Source organism: Phenylobacterium sp. (assembly GCF_020402505.1).
GTDB lineage: Bacteria > Pseudomonadota > Alphaproteobacteria > Caulobacterales > Caulobacteraceae > Phenylobacterium.
This window is the reverse complement of record NZ_JADBZL010000032.1, coordinates 1-13,379: the sequence shown is the minus strand read 5'-3', so window position 1 is coordinate 13,379 and position 13,379 is coordinate 1. Positions and strand designations below refer to the sequence as shown.

The window sequence follows — 13,379 nt, the reverse complement described above, 5'->3', positions numbered from 1 at the left end:
GCGCCGCGCCCTTCGAGGTCACCGTCCTGACCATGTTCCCCGAGGCCTTTCCCGGGCCGCTAGGCGTTTCCCTGATCGGGACCGCCTGGCGCGAGGCGGGACTCTGGTCCCTGGAAACGCTGGACATTCGGGGCTTTTCCAAGGATAAGCGCGGCTTCCTCGACGACACCCCCGCAGGGGGCGGACCGGGGCAGGTGATGCGGGCGGACGTCATCGCCTCGGCGCTCGACAGCGTCGAGCGGCGCGAACGCCCGCTTCTCTACATGAGCGCCAGGGGTCGGCCCCTGACTCAGGCGCGTGTCCGTAAGTGGGCCGAAGGGCCGGGACTCATCGTCCTGGCGGGTCGGTTCGAGGGGGTGGACCAGCGGGTGCTCGACGCCCGGGGGTTCGAGGAGGTCTCGGTCGGAGACGCGGTCCTCGCCGGCGGCGAGGCGGCGGCCCTGGTGACCATCGAGGCCTGCGTAAGGCTCGTGCCCGGCGTCCTCGGCCAGGCGGAGAGCCTCAGTGAAGAGAGTTTCGAGGACGGGCTCCTGGAGCATCCGCAGTACACGCGACCGCGGACGTTCGAGGGGCTTGAAATTCCGCCAGTCCTGCTCAGCGGCCACCACGCCCAGGTGACCGACTGGCGCCGGGCGGAGCGGGAGCGCGCTACGCGGGAACGGCGTCCGGACCTCTGGGCCGCCTGGCTCGCCAATCAACAGGCAAAGGGCGAGTAAAGCCCGGTACGAAAGGACTGACCCATGAACCTGATCCAGGAACTGGAAAAGGAAGAAGCCGACCGTCTGGCCGCCAAGCGCGCCATCCCGGCCTTCCGCCCCGGCGACACCCTCCGCGTCAACGTCCGCATCAAGGAAGGCGAGCGGGAGCGCGTCCAGGCCTACGAGGGCGTCTGCATCGCCCGCCAGGGACAGGGCATCAACGAGAGCTTCACGGTCCGCAAGATCTCCTTCGGCGAAGGCGTCGAGCGGATCTTCCCGATCCACTCGCCCAACATCGAGAGCATCGAGGTCAAGCGCCGCGGCGTCGTGCGTCGGGCCAAGCTCTACTACCTGCGCGACCGTCGCGGGAAGTCGGCGCGGATCGCCGAGCGCCAGATGACCGCTGCAGAGCGGGCGAGCGCCTCGGCCGCGGCGGACGACGGCGCCGAGGGCTGATCGGGCGCTGCGCCCGTCCCCCCGGGTCGGGCGGCCTGAAGCTTCGCCATGACTGGCTCCGGCCTTCGCGCCATTCTGCTTACCGGCGGTTCCGGTCAGGTCGGCCGCGCCCTGCGTGAGGCCCCGCCTCCGGGCTTCGAGGTCGTGGCTCCTTCCCGGGCCGAGCTGGACCTGGCCGACGCCGCCTCGGTGGCGCGCTGGGTCAACGCCCGCCCCTGGGCGGCCATCGTCAACGCAGGCGCCTGGACAGCGGTGGATGCGGCTGAGGCCCACGCCGCCGAGGCCTGGGCGGCCAATGCGCGCGGCCCCGCAGCCCTCGCGCGAGCCAGCGCAGAGCGGGGCCTTCCCCTCATCCACATCTCCACCGACTATGTCTTCGACGGCGGGCTCGACCGGCCCTACCGCGAGGATGACCCGGTCGGACCGGTGAGCGTCTACGGCGCCTCCAAGGCGGCGGGTGAGATCGCTGTGGCCGCGCTCAACCCGCGTCACGTGATCCTGCGAACCGCCTGGGTCTTCAGCCCCTGGGGGAACAACTTCGTCCGGACGATGCTGCGTCTCGGCGCCGAGCGAGAGACCCTCTCGGTGGTGGATGATCAGGTTGGCTGCCCGACTTCGGCCCTCGATATCGCCGCTGCAGTTGGCGCTGTCTGCGCCCGACTCGGCGACCCTGTTGCGCCTTCCGGCGTCTTCCACTTCGCCGGCGGGGGCGAGACCACCTGGTTCGGCCTGGCCTCGCGGGTGTTTGAACGGGCGGCGGCGGCGGGCCTGAAGGTTCCGGCGCTCTCGGCCATCGCCTCATCCGACTGGCCCACCCCGGTGCGGCGCCCGGCGAACTCCCGGCTGGACACCACGCGGTTCACCCGCACATTCGACCTTGCGCCGCGTCCCTGGACGGAAGCGGCTGACGAAGTGGTCGGCCGGCTGATCGCCGCCGCCCAGGAGGAGGGGAACCGCGCATGAAGGGCATCATCCTGGCGGGCGGCGCCGGCACGCGGCTGCACCCCGCCACCCTGGCGGTGAACAAGCAGCTCCTGCCGATCTACGACAAGCCGATGATCTACTACCCCCTGTCCGTCCTCATGCAGGCGCGGATCCAGGACATCCTGATCATTTCCTCCCCGGAATACCTCGGGAACTACCAGCGTCTGTTCGGCGACGGCTCGCAGTTCGGCGTGCGCATGGCCTACGCCGTCCAGCCCCGTCCGGAAGGCCTGGCCCAGGCCTTCCTGATCGGCGAGGATTTCCTGGCCGGTGACCCGGCCGCCCTGATCCTGGGGGACAATATCTTCCTCGGGGCCGGCATGTCCGGCCTGCTGGACGCCGCCGCCTCCCGCGAGACCGGCGCCACCATCTTCGCCTACGAGGTGGAGAAGCCCGAGGCCTACGGGGTGGTCGAGCTGGACGGCGCCGGCCGAGCCCTCAGCCTGGAGGAAAAGCCCGACCGCCCGCGCTCCCGCCAGGCGGTCACCGGCCTCTATTTCTATGACCGCGACGTCGTCGACCTGGCCCGCAAGGTGCGGCCCTCGACCCGCGGCGAGCTGGAGATCACCGACCTCAACCGGCTCTACATGGAGCGCGGCGACCTCTACGTGCAGAAGATGGACCGCGGCTTCACCTGGCTGGACACCGGCACCCACGACAGCCTGCTGGAGGCCGGCGAGCTGGTCCGCACCCTCCAGAAGCGCCAGGGCCTGCAGATCGCCTGCCTGGAGGAGATCGCCTTCCTCAACGGCTTCATCGACGCCGATCAGGTCCGCCGGTCCGGCGAGGCCCTGTCGAAGACCGCCTACGGCCAGTACCTCCTGGCCCTGGCGGAGCGCTGAGTCTCAGCGAGTCTTGGCCGCCGGCCAGGTTCGGCGTTACTGTCCGGTCCATGCACCTGGAGGGCCGCCCATGAAGATGATCGTCGCCGTGATCAAGCCGAGCCGCCTGGACGCCGTCCTCGAGGCGGTCACCGAGGCCGGAGCGTCGGGCCTGACCGTCACGGAGGTCCGCGGCTATGGGCGCCAGAGGGGCAAGACGGAGGTCTACCGGGGCGCGGAATACGAGGTGAAGCTCCTGCCCAAGGTCAAGCTGGAGATCGCCGTGCCCACCGACATCGCCGACGCCGTGGTCGAGGCCATCACCCGCAGCGCCAACACCGGCAAGATCGGCGACGGCAAGATCTTCGTCATGGACCTCGAGAAGGCTCTGCGCATCCGCACCGGCGAAGCCGACGCCGCGGCCATCGCGGGCTAGGACTTCAGAAGCGCTGCAGACTCCAATTCCTCCCCCCAGGGGGAGGTGGCGCGCGTAGCGCGGCGGAGGGGGTCAGCTGAGGCGCCGCAGACCCCCTCTGTCAGCTTCGCTGACAGCTCCCTCTTGGGGGAGCAATTGGCGATCTGGGCTCAGCCGCCCCGCCGCAGCACGAAGACGGCCGCCTCGGCCCGCCAGTTCTCCAGCACGGAGCGGGGGTCGATGGGCCGGGCCGGTCGGCCTTCCGAGAGGGCCGCGCAGGACTCGATCACAAGCCCCAGGTCGTCGGTGAGGGCCAGGAAGTCGTGCAGGGTGCACAGGTGGATGTTCGGCGTGGACCACCAGGGGTTGGGCAGGGTGCGGGTCTCGGGCATCCGGCCCCGGGCGAGCAGGGCCCAGCGCACCCGCCAGTGGCCGAAGTTCGGGAAGCTCACCACCGCCCGGTCGGCGATGCGCAGGAGCTCCGACACCACGTGCCGGGGGTCGCGCATCTGCTGCAGGGTCTTGGACAGGATGGCCATGTCGAAGGCCCGGGTGGGAAAGCTGTCGAGGTCGCGGTCAGCGTCGCCCTGCACGACGGCCAGGCCCCGGGCCAGGCAGGCGGCGACCCCCTGGGCGGAGATCTCCAGCCCCTGGCCGTCGACGCCGCGCTCGCGGGCCAGGAGGTCCAGGAGGTCCCCCTCGCCGCAGCCCACGTCCAGCACCCGGGCGCCGGCCGGCGTCAGACGCAGGATCTCGCGGAAGTCCTCGCGCAGGGCCGCCGTCACGCCAGCCCCCGCCGTTCCGCCGCCGAGGCCAGGAAGCCGCGCAGGGCGGAGTCCAGGGCCGGCTCGTCCAGGAAGATGGCGTCGTGGCCCTTGTCGGTCTCGATCTCGACGAAGCTGGCCCGGCAGCCGGCGGCGTTGAGGGCCCGCACCACGTCCCGGCTCTCTGCGGTGGAGTAGAGCCAGTCCGATGAGAAGGACAGGACGCAGAAACGCACGTCCCGCGCCCGGGCGAAGGCCCCCGCCAGCTGACCGTCATAGGCCGCGGCGAGGTCGAAATAGTCCAGGGCCCGGGTGATGTAGAGATAGGAGTTGGCGTCGAACCGATCGACGAAGCTGGTCCCCTGGTGGCGCAGGTAGCTCTCCACCTGGAAGTCGGTCTCGAAGCCCCAGGACAGGCCGTCGCGCTGCAGCTCGCGACCGAACTTCCGCTGCAGGGCCGCCTCGGAAAGGTAGGTGATGTGGGCGGCCATGCGCGCCACGGCCAGGCCCTTCTCCGGTCGCACCCCCGCCGCCTCGTAGGCGCCACCGCGCCAGTCGGGATCGGCCATGATCGCCGCCCGGCCGACCTCGTGGAAGGCGATGTTCTGGGCCGAATGCCGGGCCGCCCCGGCGATGCAGATGGCCGAGAAGATCCGCTCGGGATAGTCCGCCGCCCACTGCAGCGCCTGCATCCCGCCCATGGAGGCGCCGACCACAGCGAACAGGGTCTCGATTCCCAGGGCCTCCACCAGCATGGCCTGGGCCCGGACCATGTCGGCGATGGTGATCACCGGGAAGGATAGCCCCCAGGGCGCGCCGGTCGCGGGATCGCTGGAGCCCGGGCCCGTCGTGCCCATGCAGCCGCCCAGGACGTTGGCGCATATGATGAAGAAGCGGTCGGGGTCGAGCGGCAGGCCGCGCCCGACCATCCGGGTCCACCATCCCGGCTTGCCGGTCACCGGGTGGGTCGAAGCCAGGTACTGGTCACCGGTCAGGGCGTGCATCACCAGGACGGCGTTGGAGCGGTCGGCGTTGAGATGGCCGTAGGTCCGGTAGGCGACCTCGAGCGGGGCCAGGGTCGCGCCGGAGTCGAGCCTCAGCGGGCGGTCGGCGGAGAACCGCCAGACGCCGCCGCCGGACTCCATTCCATTCTGTTCGGGCGAGTGAGCCTTCATCGGCCCGCTTGGACCGCCTGTCCGTTTCGCTGTCAACCGCTTCGCACGCGGGGCCGGTGCGGCTATGAACGTCGCGCAAGGGATTTGGAGCGGGCATGGACAGGCTGATTCTCCTCCGGCACGGGGAGGCCGAGGCGGGCTCGGAGACGGGGGGCGACTTCGGGCGCAGGCTCACCGCCAGGGGCCGCGAGGCCAGCGCCGCCGTCGCCTCGGCCCTTGCCGACGTCGGCCTGATCCCGGACCTGGCCCTGGTCTCCGCCGCCGTCCGCACCCGCGAGACCTGGGCCGCCATGAGCGGCCTCCTGCCCGGTTGCGAGGTCCGCTTCGAGGACGCCCTCTACCTGGCCGAGGCCTCGGAGATGCAGCTGCTTGTCCGCGAGGCGGGCGGCGCCGGCGTGGTGCTCGTCGTCGGGCACAATCCGGGCCTCCAGGAGCTGGCCGAGGCCCTGATGATGGAGGCCTCCGGTCCTGCCGGGACCCTGTCGCGGATCCGCGCCGGCTTCCCCACCTCGGCGGCCGTGGCCTTCGCCTTCGACGTCAATGGCCGTCCGGTCTTCGACGGTTTCTTCCAGCCCGACCCCCTCGGATGACCCGGATCTACAAGATCCTGGCCCGGGCCGAGTGGGAGGCCGCCCTGCAGGCCGGACGATTCACCGGCTCGGCCGTCGACCTGGCCGACGGCTACATCCACTTCTCCACGGCGGCCCAGGCGCCGGAGACAGCCGCCCGCCACTTCGCCGGCCAGGACGGCCTGGTGGTCCTGGAGGTCGAGGCCGACGACCTGGGCGAGGCCCTGCGCTGGGAGCCCTCCCGGGGCGGGGACCTCTTCCCCCATCTCTATGCCGACCTGGAGGCGAAGGCGGTGCGCAGGGTCCTGGCCGCCCCCCTTGGCGCAGACGGCGTCCCGCAGCTGGACCTGTCGCCATGATCGGCCTCCATGACCTCGCCGCTGCAACCCTGCGCACCCTTGACCCCGAGGACGCCCACCGCCTCACCATCCGCGCCCTGGCCCTCGGGCTCGGCCCCCGCGCGCCGGCGCCGGACCCGATCCTCGCCACCAACCTGGCCGGCCTGTCCCTGCCCAGCGCCGTGGGCCTGGCCGCCGGCTTCGACAAGAACGCCGAGGTCTTCGGCCCCATGCTGGCGGCGGGCTTCGGGTTCGTGGAATGCGGCACCGTCACCCCCCTTCCCCAGGCGGGAAATCCCCGGCCGCGCCTCTTCCGTCTCACTGCAGACGAGGCTGTCATCAACCGGATGGGGTTCAACAACGAAGGGCTGGAGGCCTTCGCCGCGCGGCTGTCGAAGCCCGGCCGGCCACAGCCCGTCGGCGCCAATATCGGCGCGAACAAAGACTCCGCCGACCGCATCGGCGACTACGTCACGGGGCTGAGGCGGCTCTGGGGCCTGGCCGACTGGTTCACCCTCAACATCTCCTCGCCCAACACGCCCGGCCTGCGCGCCCTGCAGACCCGCGCCGCCCTGGAGGAGCTTCTCGGCCGGGCCGCCGAGACCCGCGACGCCCTGCCCGCCGCCGGCGCCGTTCCCCTCTTCCTGAAGGTCGCGCCCGACCTGGAGGACGCCGAGATCGAAGCCATAGTGGAGACGGTCCTGGCCTTCCGCCTGTCCGGGATCATCGTCGCCAACACCACAATCAGCCGCCCGCCCCTGCGCTCGCCTTTGGCCGGCGAGACGGGAGGCCTGTCCGGCGCGCCGTTGCGCGACCTGGCCCAGTCGGTCCTCGGCCGGTTCAGCGCGTTGGCCGCCGGCCGGATTCCGCTGATCGGCGCCGGCGGCATCGCGACGGGCGCCGACGCCTACGCCCGGATCCGCGCGGGCGCTTCTGCGGTCCAGCTCTATTCGGCCCTGGTCTTCGCCGGGCCAGGCCTGGTGGTGCGCCTGAGGCGTGACCTCGCCGCCCGCCTTCGCGCCGACGGCTTTCGCACTCTCTCAGAGGCCGTGGGCGCCCGCTGAGGCGGCCCCGCGCGTTGCCCGGGAGCCGGCTTTCGCCTACTGGAAGAGCCATGGCCGAAGTCCAGGCGCCAGAACCCGCCGCCGGTAAGGCCGGATGGGGTCGAACCGGCAGGAGGCTCTTCTGGCCGGGCGGCCTGTCCGCGCGCCTCCTTGTCCTGACCGCCCTCTTCGTGGCTCTGGCGGGCGCCTTCATCCTGCCGCCCGCCCTGGCGGCCTTCGAGCGCAACTGGCTGCTGGACCGGGTGCGGGCCGCCGAGCTGGCCTCCCTGGCCACCGAGGTGGCGCCCGACCGGGTGGTGTCGGAGAAGTTGTCCGCCCAGCTCCTGGCCGGCGCCGGGGTCGAGACCGTAGCCATCCAGTCCCGCGGCCTGCGACGGCTGGTCCTGCAGGGGCCCCGCCGGGACGAAGCGCCCTACCTGGTCGACCTGCGCGAGCAGGCGGTCAGTTCCTGGCTCCTGGCGCCCTTCCAGACCCTCTCCGCCGGAGATGACCGGGCCGTCCGCGTGATCGCCGAGCCGCGATTCCGCGAGGAGGCCGAGTTCATCGAGGTGGTGGCCCCCCACGCCCCCCTCAAAGGAGAGCTCAAGGCTTATCTCTGGCAGCTGGTCTTCACCACCTTGTTCGTCGCCGGCCTCGCCGGGGCTCTGGTCTTCCTGTCGCTGAACTTCTTCCTGGTCCGGCCCATGCAGAGAATCACCCGGGCCATGGAGCGGTTCCGCGCCGACCCGGACGACCCGACCGCCCACCTCGACCCCTCCGGCCGGCGCGACGAGATCGGACGCGCCGAGATCGAGCTGGACCGCATGCAGGCCGACCTGCGCATCGCCCTGGCCTCCCGCGCCCGTCTCGCCGCCCTGGGCGAGGCGGTGGCGAAGATCAACCACGACCTGCGCAACATGCTGACCAGCGCCCAGATGGCCTCCGAGCGCCTGGCCTCCGTGCCCGACCCCCGGGTCGCCCAGGCCCTGCCCCGCCTGGAGCGGGCCCTGGACCGGGCCGTCCGGCTGGCCAGTGATGTTCTGGCCTACGGCAAGACCCAGGAGGCGCCGCCGTCGCCCGCGCCTGTGGACCTCGCCAGAGCCCTGGCCGACGCCGCCGAAGAGGGACAGCTGGCCGACCGTCCGGAGGGCGTCCTCTTCGTCTGCGAGGTCGCGCCCGGCGTCCTGGTCCAGGCCGACCCGGACCAGTTGCATCGCGTTCTGGTGAACCTCATGCGCAACGCCCGGGAGGCCATCGCGGCGGTCGTCCCGCCCCGCACCGGGGTGGTCCGGGCCGGCTGGCGACGCGAGGGCCAGATCGACGTCATCACCCTGGCCGACAACGGGCCGGGCCTGTCCGATCGCGCCAAGGAGAGGCTCTTCCAGCCCTTTGCGGGTTCCGGGAGGCCGGACGGGGCGGGACTGGGCCTGGCCATCGCCCGTGAGCTCGTCCAGGGTCATGGGGGCGAGCTGTTCATGACCGCAACCGGCCCCGCCGGTACGGTCTTCGAGATCCACCTGCCGGCGGCGAGTCGCGGGCCGCGCCGGCCGCGGGCGGAGGTCTGACCGGGGACTTGACGTTTGCGTAAGCTATTCTTACGTGCACGTCACCCGTTCACCCGCCATGGAGGACCTCCCGATGCCTGCTGAACTGCGCCGCCCCGCCCGCACCTTCACCATCCGCCAGCTCTGCCAGGAGTTCGGCTGTACGCCCCGGGCCCTGCGCTTCTATGAGGACAAGGGGCTGCTCTCGCCCGAACGCGACGGCATGAACCGGGTCTACTCCTACAAGGATCGCGCCCGCCTCCAGCTGATCCTGCGCGGCAAGCGGGTGGGCCTGGCCCTGTCCGAGATCGGCGAGATCCTCGACCTCTATGAAGTCGGCGACGGCGGGGCGACCCAGAACGCCATCTCGCTGGCCAAGTTCCGCGAGCGCATCCGGGCGCTGGAGTCTCAGCGTCGGGATATCGACATGGCCGTCGACGTGCTTCAGGAAGCCTGCTCCCGCCTCGAGGACCATCTCCGCCGCACCCGGCCGGAACTTTTGGAGCAGCCGGTGGAGGCCATCCGTCCCCGCCGCGCCCGGCCCGGCGACATGCGCCGCGCCGGCTGATCGCCCCCCCGAGACCCCGTCCAAGTTCCGGAGCTTCCCGATGCCCTACCGCCCGCCCGTCCGCGAGCACGCCTTCCTGCTGAACGATGTCCTGAAGATCGGCGATTACGCCGACCTGCCAGGCTTTGACGAGGCTGGGCCGGAGGTGGTGGCGCAGATCCTGGAGGAGGCCGGCCGGTTCACCTCGGAGGTCCTGGCGCCCCTCAACGCGGTGGGCGACAAGGAGGGTTGCACCTGGTCGCCGGACCATTCGGTCCGCACGCCGACGGGCTTTGCGGACGCCTACCGCCAGCTGGTGGAGGGCGGCTGGCCGGCCATCGGCGCCGACACCGCCTTCGGCGGCCAGGGCCTGCCGCACGTGATCAACCTGTCCTATTCCGAGATGAGCTCGTCGGCGAACATGGCCTTCGCCATGTACCCGGGCCTGACCCACGGGGCCTATTCGGCCATCCTGAACGGCGGCTCCGACGCCCAGAAGGCTCTCTACCTGCCGAAGATGGCCTCGGGCGAATGGTGCGGGACCATGAACCTGACCGAGCCGCACTGCGGCACGGACCTGGGCCTCCTGCGCACCCGCGCCGTCCCCCAGGCCGACGGGTCCTACCGCATCTCCGGGACCAAGATCTGGATCTCCGGCGGCGAGCACGACATGGCGGAGAACATCGTCCACCTGGTCCTGGCCCGGGTCGAGGGCGCGCCTGAGGGCGTACGCGGCATCTCCCTCTTCATCGTGCCCAAGTTCATTCCCGACGCAGAGGGCAGGCCCGGCGCGCGCAACAGCGTCTGGTGCGACGGCCTCGAGGAGAAGATGGGCATCCACGGCTCGTCCACCTGCGTCATGCGCCACGAAGAGGCCGTCGGCTGGCTGGTGGGCGAGGAGAACCGGGGCCTGGCCCTCATGTTCGTGATGATGAACGAGGCGCGGATCGGCGTCGGCCTGCAGGGGATCGCCCAGGCCGAGGCGGCCCTCCAGGCGGCGACCGACTTCGCCCGCGACCGGCTCCAGGGCCGGGCCCTGACCGGTCCGAAGAACCCCGACGGCCCCGCCGACCCCATCATCGTCCACCCGGACGTGCGCCGGCAGCTGATGGAGGGCAAGGCCCTGGTGGAGGGCGGCCGCGCCTTCCTCTTCTGGTCCGCCCTTCAGGGCGACCTGGCCCACAGCCACCCCGACGAGGCGGTGCGCCAGAAGGCCTCGGACTACGCCGCCCTGATGACGCCGGTGGTCAAGGCCTACCTCACCGACCGGGGCCTGAAGGTCTGCTCCGACGCCCTTCAGGTGCACGGCGGCTCGGGCTTCACCGAGCACTTCCCCGCCAGCCAGTACATGCGCGATGTCCGGATCGCCCTGATCTACGAGGGGACCAACGGGGTCCAGGCCCTCGACCTGGTCGGCCGCAAGCTGCCCGCCAACGGCGGACGGGCCATGCTGACCTGGCTGGCCGAGCTGGAGGCCTTCTCCGCCGGCGCCCGGGGTGATGCGGCCACCGATCCCTTCCTCGACGGTCTCGACGGCGCCCGAGCCCAGCTCCAGGACGGCGTCGGCTGGCTCATGCAGAACGGCCTCGCCCACCCCGACAACGCCGCCGCAGGGTCCCACGACTTCCTGCACCTCGTGGGCCTCACCGCCCTGGCCTGGATGTGGGCCCGGATGGCCCTGGTCGCCCAGGCGAAGATCGCCGCCGGCGACGCCGACCCCTTCTGGACCTCCAAGCTGGCCGTCGGTCGCTTCTTCCTGGCCCGGGTCCTGCCCGAGGCCGGGGTCCATCTGGCGCGGCTGAAGTCCGGCGCCGAAACCGTCATGGCCCTTCCGGCCGAGGCATTCTGAGGACAGGGGGCCCGCCATGGCCGACCACGACGCCTTCGTCACCTGGACCCTCCAGCCGGACGCCGACTTCCCGAAGGGACGCTACAGCCGCGCCCACCGGATCGCCTTCGACGGCGGCGCGGAAATCCTCGCCTCCGCCGCCCCCTCCGTGGTCGGTCGCTGGGCCGATCCCGCCGGGATCGATCCCGAGGAGATGCTGGTGGCGGCCCTCTCCAGCTGTCACATGCTGACCTTCCTGGACAAGGCGCGCCGGGCCGGCTTCGTCATAGACCGCTATGCCGACGCCGCCCGCGGCCGGTTGGGCGAGGTGGCGCCCGGTCGCAAGGGCCTGGTCGAGGTGGTCCTGCGCCCGGATGTTTCCTGGGTCGGCGCCGCCCCCGACGACGTCGCCCTGGAGGCCCTGCACGAGGCCAGCCACGCCGAGTGCTTCATCGCCAACTCGGTGCGGTGCGAGGTCAGGATCGAGGCGCCGTCTCCGCCAGCAGCCGACTGAGCCTCGCCTCAAGGGCCGGCAGGTCCCGCGCCTTCAGCTCGCACTCCCAGACCGTCTCCACCCGCCAGCCGGCGCCGGAGAGAGCGGAGAGGTTTCGGGCGTCCCGGGCCCGGTTGCCGGCGACCTTGGCCGTCCAATAGTCCCGCCGCGCCTGCGGGACCCGCCTTCCCCGCGCACAGTCATGGCCGTGCCAGAAGCAGCCGTGGACAAAGATCGCCAGCCGCCGCCCGGGCAGGACGATGTCGGGGCGGCCCGGCAGGTCGGCCCGGTGCAGGCGGTAGCGGGCGCCCAGCCGGGTCAGCAGCCGGCGCACCTTGAGCTCAGGGCTCGTATCCCGCCCCTTGACCCGCCGCATGACCGCAGAGCGCGCCTGCGGGTCGAAGACGTCGGGCACGGCCGGCCTCAGAGGCCGTCGAACAGGGCCGTGGAGAGGTAGCGCTCGGCGAAGGAGGGGATGATGGCGACGATGGTCTTGCCGGCATAGTCGTCCCGGTCGGCCAGGTTGAAGGCCGCCGTCAGGGCCGCGCCGGAGGAGATGCCCACCGGGATTCCCTCTTCCCGCGCCACGCGACGGGCCATGGCGAAGCTGTCCTCGTTGGAGACCTGGATGATCTCGTCGATCACCCCTCGGTCCAGGATGGACGGCACGAAGCCCGCGCCAATGCCCTGGATCTTGTGCGGGGCCGGGCTTCCGCCGGACAGGACCGGCGAGGCCGCCGGCTCCACCGCCACCATCTTCAGGCCCGGCTTTCGGGCCTTCAGCACCTGGCCCACGCCGGTGATGGTGCCGCCGGTGCCGACGCCCGAGACGACGGCGTCCACCGCCCCGTCCGTGTCGTTCCAGATCTCCTCGGCGGTGGAGACCCGGTGAATCAGGGGGTTGGCGGGGGTGTCGAACTGCTGCGGCATCACCGCGCCGGGCGTGGCCTCCACCAGCTCCCTGGCCCGGGCCACGGCGCCGGCCATGCCGCGCTCGGCCGGGGTCAGCTCCAGCTGGGCGCCCAGCAGGACCAGCATCTTGCGGCGCTCGATGGACATGCTCTCGGGCATGCAGAGGATCAGCTTGTAGCCCTTGGCGGCGGCGACGAAGGCCAGGGCGATGCCGGTATTGCCGCTGGTGGGCTCCACCAGGGTGGCGCCGGGCTTCAGAAGGCCCTGGGCCTCCAGGCTCTCGATCATCGAGACGCCGATCCGGTCCTTCACCGAGGCGATGGGGTTGAAGAACTCCAGCTTGGCCAGCACCCGCCCCTTGGGCTTCAGCACCCGGGTCAGGTTGGGCAGGGCCACCAGGGGGGTGTCGCCGATGGTGTCGACGATGGACTCATAGACCTTGCCGCGGCCGGCGCGGCGGTAGCGGGCGGCGTCGTAGGCGGATTCAGCCATGGCGAAGTCTCCGGGACATGAGCGGACGACCTTAGGCGCCCGCGCGGCTTTGGGAAGGCGGGTTTTCGCGCAGGGCGAGCAGGATTTCTAAACCCCCGCGGGGGGCAGGGCGTCCAGCAGGGGCTCCAGGATGGCGTCGGCCAGCCAGCGCACCGCCGGAACGCAGACCCCGTCTCCGGCCACGTGAAGGGCCGCAGAGACGCCCCGGGGCAGGACATAGGTCTCCGGCAGGCCCATCAGGCGGGCCGCTTCCCGGGGCGCCAGCAGACGGGTGCGCACGGCGCCGTCCTCGACGACGAT

The 13,379-nt window shown here is 71.5% G+C and carries 17 protein-coding genes; 12 read left to right on the top strand and 5 right to left on the bottom strand.

Features of this window, described 5'->3' with window-relative positions; all coding sequences use genetic code 11:
• Nucleotides 1-32 precede the first annotated feature (32 nt).
• The 5 genes from trmD (at nt 33) to IM632_RS02870 (ending at nt 3,395) form a co-directional block, all read left to right on the top strand.
• A complete protein-coding gene (gene trmD, locus IM632_RS02890) occupies nt 33-716 on the top strand; it encodes a tRNA (guanosine(37)-N1)-methyltransferase TrmD (protein WP_296551993.1) in 684 nt (227 codons plus the stop codon).
• Nucleotides 717-740: 24 nt separating this feature from the next.
• Nucleotides 741-1,154, top strand: a complete 414-nt coding sequence (gene rplS / locus IM632_RS02885; RefSeq protein ID WP_293535925.1) for a 50S ribosomal protein L19 — start codon at nt 741-743, stop codon at nt 1,152-1,154.
• 48 nt (nt 1,155-1,202) lie between these two features.
• Nucleotides 1,203-2,117: a dTDP-4-dehydrorhamnose reductase gene (gene rfbD / locus IM632_RS02880; RefSeq protein WP_296482298.1), complete on the top strand. Its 915-nt coding sequence runs from the start codon at nt 1,203-1,205 to the stop codon at nt 2,115-2,117.
• The gene (gene rfbA, locus IM632_RS02875; protein WP_296498878.1) at nt 2,114-2,980 is read left to right on the top strand and encodes a glucose-1-phosphate thymidylyltransferase RfbA; all 867 of its coding nucleotides are present in this window, start codon (nt 2,114-2,116) and stop codon (nt 2,978-2,980) included. The genes rfbD and rfbA overlap by 4 nt, the downstream gene beginning before the upstream one ends.
• Before the next feature lie 70 nt (nt 2,981-3,050).
• Nucleotides 3,051-3,395 (top strand): P-II family nitrogen regulator, encoded by a 345-nt coding sequence (locus IM632_RS02870; RefSeq protein ID WP_293514538.1) that lies wholly within the window; start codon nt 3,051-3,053, stop codon nt 3,393-3,395.
• A gap of 149 nt (nt 3,396-3,544) precedes the next feature.
• On the opposite strand, the gene metW is transcribed toward IM632_RS02870, so the two are convergent.
• Nucleotides 3,545-4,159, bottom strand: coding sequence for a methionine biosynthesis protein MetW (metW, locus tag IM632_RS02865; RefSeq protein WP_293516047.1), 615 nt, complete (start codon nt 4,157-4,159; stop codon nt 3,545-3,547).
• Entirely contained in the window at nt 4,156-5,283 is a 1,128-nt protein-coding gene (locus IM632_RS02860; RefSeq protein ID WP_296518837.1) for a homoserine O-acetyltransferase, read from the bottom strand. The genes metW and IM632_RS02860 overlap by 4 nt, the downstream gene beginning before the upstream one ends.
• Before the next feature lie 125 nt (nt 5,284-5,408).
• Between IM632_RS02860 and IM632_RS02855 the strand changes: the two genes are divergently transcribed.
• The 7 genes from IM632_RS02855 to IM632_RS02825 all read left to right on the top strand — a co-directional run bounded on the left by IM632_RS02855 (nt 5,409) and on the right by IM632_RS02825 (nt 11,696).
• Nucleotides 5,409-5,903, top strand: a complete 495-nt coding sequence (locus tag IM632_RS02855; protein ID WP_293514534.1) for a histidine phosphatase family protein — start codon at nt 5,409-5,411, stop codon at nt 5,901-5,903.
• Complete coding sequence (locus tag IM632_RS02850; RefSeq protein ID WP_293514533.1) at nt 5,900-6,241, top strand: DUF952 domain-containing protein; 342 nt, start codon at nt 5,900-5,902, stop codon at nt 6,239-6,241. Before IM632_RS02855 ends, IM632_RS02850 begins: the two co-directional genes overlap by 4 nt.
• Nucleotides 6,241-7,284, top strand: coding sequence for a quinone-dependent dihydroorotate dehydrogenase (locus IM632_RS02845; RefSeq protein WP_296482334.1), 1,044 nt, complete (start codon nt 6,241-6,243; stop codon nt 7,282-7,284). The genes IM632_RS02850 and IM632_RS02845 overlap by 1 nt, the downstream gene beginning before the upstream one ends.
• A 50-nt stretch (nt 7,285-7,334) precedes the next feature.
• Nucleotides 7,335-8,828: a HAMP domain-containing sensor histidine kinase gene (locus tag IM632_RS02840; RefSeq protein WP_296482290.1), complete on the top strand. Its 1,494-nt coding sequence runs from the start codon at nt 7,335-7,337 to the stop codon at nt 8,826-8,828.
• A gap of 73 nt (nt 8,829-8,901) precedes the next feature.
• Entirely contained in the window at nt 8,902-9,375 is a 474-nt protein-coding gene (locus IM632_RS02835; RefSeq protein WP_293514531.1) for a MerR family DNA-binding transcriptional regulator, read from the top strand.
• 40 nt (nt 9,376-9,415) lie between these two features.
• A complete protein-coding gene (locus tag IM632_RS02830) occupies nt 9,416-11,203 on the top strand; it encodes an acyl-CoA dehydrogenase C-terminal domain-containing protein (RefSeq protein WP_296482287.1) in 1,788 nt (595 codons plus the stop codon).
• A gap of 16 nt (nt 11,204-11,219) precedes the next feature.
• Nucleotides 11,220-11,696 (top strand): OsmC family protein, encoded by a 477-nt coding sequence (locus IM632_RS02825; RefSeq protein WP_296482285.1) that lies wholly within the window; start codon nt 11,220-11,222, stop codon nt 11,694-11,696.
• Here the strand turns inward: IM632_RS02825 and vsr are convergent.
• From vsr to IM632_RS02810, 3 genes are all read right to left on the bottom strand, one after another.
• Nucleotides 11,659-12,090 (bottom strand): very short patch repair endonuclease, encoded by a 432-nt coding sequence (vsr, locus tag IM632_RS02820; RefSeq protein WP_296482280.1) that lies wholly within the window; start codon nt 12,088-12,090, stop codon nt 11,659-11,661. The genes IM632_RS02825 and vsr overlap by 38 nt on opposite strands.
• An 8-nt stretch (nt 12,091-12,098) precedes the next feature.
• On the bottom strand, nt 12,099-13,079 hold the full coding sequence (cysK, locus tag IM632_RS02815; RefSeq protein WP_296498881.1) for a cysteine synthase A: 981 nt from the start codon (nt 13,077-13,079) through the stop codon (nt 12,099-12,101).
• 87 nt (nt 13,080-13,166) lie between these two features.
• Nucleotides 13,167-13,379 (bottom strand): DNA cytosine methyltransferase (locus IM632_RS02810; protein ID WP_296551992.1); only part of this gene is annotated, 213 nt, incomplete at its 5' end.